This window comes from Limnohabitans sp., from assembly GCF_044361645.1.
In the GTDB taxonomy this organism is placed as follows: Bacteria; Pseudomonadota; Gammaproteobacteria; order Burkholderiales; family Burkholderiaceae_C; genus Limnohabitans_A.
This window is the reverse complement of record NZ_JBIKIL010000182.1, coordinates 1-4,948: the sequence shown is the minus strand read 5'-3', so window position 1 is coordinate 4,948 and position 4,948 is coordinate 1. Positions and strand designations below refer to the sequence as shown.

The following is a 4,948-nucleotide window of genomic DNA, read 5'->3' as shown; positions in this document are numbered from 1 at the left end:
GAACCGCCTAGTGCGGACCCGCATGCTAGGTGGTGTGGCAGGGGCGCAGTCATGTTGACTGCCCCCTATGCCGATTGTCTGTCTAGAGGTAAATCACATGGAAATCTGGATTCGCAGGATCGACATCCTCAGCAAATCGATCGGGCATGCATTTTCGTGGTGTGTGCTGATCTTGACCGCATCCACCTGTTTCGAGGTTTTCATGCGCTATGTGCTCAACAGCCCCACGGTGTGGGCGTTTGACATGAGTTACATGCTGTACGGGGCCTTGTTCATGATGTCGGGCGCTTACGCCGTGTCGCGCAACTCGCATGTGCGTGGCGACTTCATCTACCGTAAATGGTCCAACCGCACACAAGCCAAAGTGGATTTGACTTTGTACATCCTGTTTTATTTCCCCGCGATTTTCGCCATGGTGTTCACCGGTGGCCAATACGCTTATGAAAGCGCACGCATTCTCGAGTCCAGCGTCAACAGCCCGGCGGGCGTGCCAGTGTGGCCCCTGAAGTCGGTGATTTTTGTGGCCGGTATCACTTTGCTGATCGCAGGCGCTGCCGAGTTCATGCGTTGCCTGGTGTGCATACGCACAGGCGAATGGTTGTCACGCAGTGGCGACGTTGAAGAATTGGAACAAGTGCTGATTCAACAGCACGCAGAGAAAGCCGCACCATGAGTGATCCCTTCATCGCCCTCGTCATGCTGGGGCTGTTCATTGTTTTTATCTTTTTGGGTTTTCCCATCGCCTTCACCTTGATGGCCATGGGCATAGGCTTTGGCTTTTATGCCTACTTCACCCCAGATCAGTTGATGTGGGACAACCGCATCTTGTACCTGTTCACGCAAAACACCTTCAGCGTGATGAACAACGATGTGCTCATATCGATACCCTTGTTTTTATTCATGGGTTACATCATCGAGCGTGCCAACATCTTGGACAGGTTGTTTTTGAGCTTGCAGGTTGGCTTGCGTGCAGTTCCCGGCTCCATGGCCGTGGCCGCATTGGTCACTTGTGCCTTGTTTGCCACCGCCACCGGCATCGTGGGCGCGGTGGTGACCTTGATGGGTTTGATCGCTTTGCCGCCCATGCTCAAAGCCGGTTATGACCAAAAGCTGGCCAGTGGTGTGATCACCGCCGGCGGCACGCTGGGTATCTTGATTCCGCCCTCCATCTTGCTCATCGTCTACGCGGCCACGGCCAGCGTGTCGGTGGTCAAGTTGTATGCGGCTGCGATCATTCCCGGTTTCACATTGGCTTTGCTGTACCTCATTTACATCATTGTGCGCGCCACGCTCAACCCCTCTTTGTGCCCCAAGCCCCAAGACGTGGAGCATTACACGGTGTGGGAAAGCATCGTGTTGGTGTTCAAGGCTTTTGTGCCTTTGGCCGCGCTGATCATGGCGGTGCTCGGCTCCATTTTGTTTGGCCTGGCCACCCCCAGCGAAGCGGCCGCCATGGGCGCTTTGGGCGGCATCATTTTGGCCGTGGTCTACCGCGCCTTCACTTGGCAACGTTTGCGTGAATCGGTCTACCTCACCGCCCGCACTTCGGCCATGGTGTGTTTCTTGTTTGTGGGTGCCGCCACCTTTGCCTCGGTCTTTTCTTACTTGGGTGGTGAGCACGTGGTCAAAGACTTCATGCTGGCTTTGAACCTCTCGCCGGTGCAGTTCTTGCTTTTGTCGCAGTTCTTGATTTTCATCTTGGGTTGGCCGCTGGAGTGGAGCGAGATCATCATCATCTTCGTGCCCATCTTCTTGCCTTTGCTGCCTTTGTATGGCATCGACCCGATCTTGTTCGGCATCTTGATTGCGATCAACTTGCAGACCTCGTTTCTGACCCCGCCGATGGCGATGTCGGCTTATTACCTGAAAGGGGTGGCACCCAAAAGTCTGCAGCTGACCACCATCTTCAAAGGCTGCATGCCTTTCGTCGGCATGGTTTTGTTCACCTTGGCCATGACCTATGTCTACCCGGCCATGGTGACTTATTTGCCTGACCAGTTCTTCAACCAAGCCGTGGAAATTGAGCGCGACCCCAACGACGAGTCTGTGGTCAACCCTGATTTCTTCAAAGTGCAGTGATGGCAGTACCTTTAAAACCTGTATCGGAACTCACGGCCATTCAAATCCGTGAGCACCTGCTCAGCGGCCAAGAGACGGTGCAGGAGTTCACCAGCAAGCTCGGGCGTTTTGTAGATGGGGCAGACCAGGCCATTCACGCTTTTGCGCACCGCGATGACCGTGTGGTCGACCTGCAGGCAGACAAGCTGCAGCGCGAGCGTGCAGCAGGACACTTGCCGGGCGCCCTGTACGGCGTGCCGGTGGGGGTCAAGGACATCTTTGACACCATGGATTTCCCGACCGAGTACGGCAGTCCCATCCATGCCGGGCGTTATTCGGTGGGCGATGCCACCGTGGTGTCGCGCTTGCGTGCCGCCGGTGCGGTGATTTTCGGCAAGACCGTGACCACCGAATTTGCCACCACCCAGCCTGGCCCCACATGCAACCCGCACAACCTGGCCCACACCCCAGGCGGTTCGTCCAGCGGCTCGGCTGCAGCCGTCGCAGCGGGCATGGTGCCGGTGGCGCTGGGCACGCAAACCAACGGCTCGGTCATCCGTCCGGCTTCGTATTGCGGGGTCTATGCCTACAAAGCTTCACGCGGGCTGATGCCTCGCACAGGTGTGCTTGATCAGTCGCCGTCGCTGGATGAAGTGGGCGTGTTCGCGCGCAAGCTCGAAGACATCGCTTGGGTGGCCGAAATTTTGACTGGGGATGACGGACACGATGCCGCCACCGCCCGCCAAGCCCCTCGCCGCTTTTACGATGTGGCCGTCTCCGAGCCCCCTTTGCCGCCCAAGTTTTGCTTTGTCAAAACACCCAGCTGGGACTTGGTTGACCCTGAGGCACGCGAAGCCTACGAGGCCTTTGTAGACCATCTGGGCGACTGTGTGACGCATGCGGCCCTGCCTGACATTGTGCGCAATGTGGTCCCGTGGTTGGAGACGGTCAACGAGTCCGAATTGGCTTTTTGTTTGCAAAAGGAATGGCTCCACAGCCGTGCACTTTTGAGCGAATCTTTGCAAGCGCGCATCGAAAAAGCCATGACCATACCGGTCACCGATTATTTGGTGGCCAAAGACCGCCAGTTCCACGTCATGGGTGCTTTTGACGAGTACTTTGCAAGTTTCGATGCCATTTTGTGCCCTTCAGCGCTGGGCATAGCCCCCATGGGGCTTGAATCTACCGGCAATCCCATCATGCAAACCACTTGGAGTTTTGCCGGTTTGCCTTGCCTCAATTTGCCGCTGATGAACCTGTCCAATGGTTTGCCTTTGGGCGTGCAGGCGGTCGGTGCTTTTCAAAACGATGCCCGCCTGATGCGCTCTGCGCAGTGGTTGGTCACTGAATTTATCAAAAGGAACAGGTCATGAAGTCTCTTGAGCGTTACACCGGCTTGGTTGGACTGGTTTTGATGGCCGCTTTCTTGATCCCCTACATCTGGAAATTGCCTCAACTGGACATCACCTTGATTTTGATGGCTGGCCTTGGCTTGGCTGTGTTTGATTACTTTTCTTCGGGCGAATCGGACGGCTCTGAGTGAGTGCTGCACCATGCGCACCGTGTGTCTGTGCCGCACGCTGGCGTGCGCTGGCCAACACACAGGCGATCAATCAAGACCAATTTTTGATGTAAATCAAAAGAATCCAAGGGTTAACCTGATGGAGTTGTTGGGCTGAAGCTGCACAATGAGAGTGTGGCTCGCACCACTTGGTCGAGCCGAGTTTTGATCTGGCTGTTACATCCTCTTACACGCACGGAGCTCAGCATGTCTTCTTCAGTTTCCACGGCTCTTTTGGCCAGCGCCGCCTCCCCTCAGTCGTCTCTTTCTAGGCGCAGCCTGTTTGCAGGTGCTGCCACTGTGGGGGCTGTCGCGGCCACCACAGCCGTGCTGCCCGGGTTTGTCAAACCATCGGCCCCACTGGCCGCCTTGCCCAAACCCACTCGCGGTGGCGGCTACACCTTGAGCGAACACGTTCAGCACTACTACAAGACGGCCCGCGTCTGAGCATTGCCTTGCATTTGGCAAGCGCCCATTCTTTTTCGTTCCCCTCAACTGGAGATCTCCATGTTGCTGACCAAAAAACAATCAGGCACCTCGGGTGCATCTGTTTCCCCTTTCATTCACAGCCTGCGCAGAGGCCTGTCGCAGGCTTTGCCCACGCTTGACCGCCGCAGTTTCTTGCGCCGGTCGGGCTTGGGTGTAGGTGTGGGTTTGGCCGCCTCGCAGCTCACACTGGTTCAAAAAGCGCATGCAGCCAAAGGCGGCGCTATCCTGGGTGCTGGCAAGGTGGAAGTCAAACGCACCATCTGCACCCACTGCTCGGTCGGTTGCGCGGTCGATGCGGTGGTGGAAAACGGCGTCTGGGTTCGCCAAGAGCCGGTGTTTGACTCGCCCATCAATTTGGGCGCGCATTGCGCCAAAGGCGCGGCACTGCGCGAGCACGGTCACGGCGAATTTCGCTTGCGCTACCCCATGAAACTGGTGAACGGCAAATACGAGCGCATCAGCTGGGATGTGGCCCTGAGCGAAATCAGCGCCAAGATGTTGGAGCTGCGCAAAGAAAGCGGACCAGACAGCGTTTACTACATCGGCTCGTCCAAGAGCAACAACGAGCAAGCCTATTTGCTGCGCAAGTTTGTGAGTTTTTGGGGCACCAACAACTGTGACCACCAGGCCCGGATTTGTCACTCCACCACGGTGGCTGGTGTCGCCAATACATGGGGTTATGGTGCCATGACCAACTCGTACAACGACATGCAAAACAGCAAAGTCGCTTTGTACATTGGCTCCAACGCCGCCGAAGCCCACCCGGTGTCGATGTTGCACATGCTGCACGCCAAAGAAAACGGCTGCAAGATGATCGTGGTCGATCCCCGATTCACGCGC

The 4,948-nt window shown here is 56.5% G+C and carries 6 protein-coding genes; all 6 read left to right on the top strand.

The window, feature by feature from the left end; all coding sequences use genetic code 11:
• Positions 1-97: 97 nt before the first annotated feature.
• Positions 98-673 carry a TRAP transporter small permease subunit gene (locus ACIQ39_RS18540; RefSeq protein WP_396436061.1) on the top strand — a complete coding sequence of 192 codons (576 nt, stop codon included), beginning with the start codon at positions 98-100 and terminating at the stop codon, positions 671-673.
• Positions 670-2,079: a TRAP transporter large permease subunit gene (locus tag ACIQ39_RS18535; protein ID WP_396436060.1), complete on the top strand. Its 1,410-nt coding sequence runs from the start codon at positions 670-672 to the stop codon at positions 2,077-2,079. Before ACIQ39_RS18540 ends, ACIQ39_RS18535 begins: the two co-directional genes overlap by 4 nt.
• Positions 2,079-3,431 carry an amidase gene (locus ACIQ39_RS18530; protein WP_396436059.1) on the top strand — a complete coding sequence of 451 codons (1,353 nt, stop codon included), beginning with the start codon at positions 2,079-2,081 and terminating at the stop codon, positions 3,429-3,431. The genes ACIQ39_RS18535 and ACIQ39_RS18530 overlap by 1 nt, the downstream gene beginning before the upstream one ends.
• A complete protein-coding gene (locus ACIQ39_RS18525; protein ID WP_396436058.1) occupies positions 3,428-3,601 on the top strand; it encodes a hypothetical protein in 174 nt (57 codons plus the stop codon). Before ACIQ39_RS18530 ends, ACIQ39_RS18525 begins: the two co-directional genes overlap by 4 nt.
• A 225-nt stretch (positions 3,602-3,826) precedes the next feature.
• A complete protein-coding gene (locus ACIQ39_RS18520; RefSeq protein ID WP_396436057.1) occupies positions 3,827-4,066 on the top strand; it encodes a formate dehydrogenase in 240 nt (79 codons plus the stop codon).
• Between the two features lie 60 nt (positions 4,067-4,126).
• The coding region (locus ACIQ39_RS18515) for a molybdopterin-dependent oxidoreductase (protein ID WP_396436056.1) at positions 4,127-4,948 on the top strand (822 nt) is incomplete at its 3' end.

Bases quoted from the DNA above. Each gene is read 5' to 3' on its own strand.
- ACIQ39_RS18540 (WP_396436061.1), top strand. From the start codon at position 98: ATGGAAATCTGGATTCGCAGGATCGACATCCTCAGCAAATCGATCGGG.
- ACIQ39_RS18535 (WP_396436060.1), top strand. From the start codon at position 670: ATGAGTGATCCCTTCATCGCCCTCGTCATGCTGGGGCTGTTCATTGTT.
- ACIQ39_RS18530 (WP_396436059.1), top strand. From the start codon at position 2,079: ATGGCAGTACCTTTAAAACCTGTATCGGAACTCACGGCCATTCAAATC.
- ACIQ39_RS18525 (WP_396436058.1), top strand. From the start codon at position 3,428: ATGAAGTCTCTTGAGCGTTACACCGGCTTGGTTGGACTGGTTTTGATG.
- ACIQ39_RS18520 (WP_396436057.1), top strand. From the start codon at position 3,827: ATGTCTTCTTCAGTTTCCACGGCTCTTTTGGCCAGCGCCGCCTCCCCT.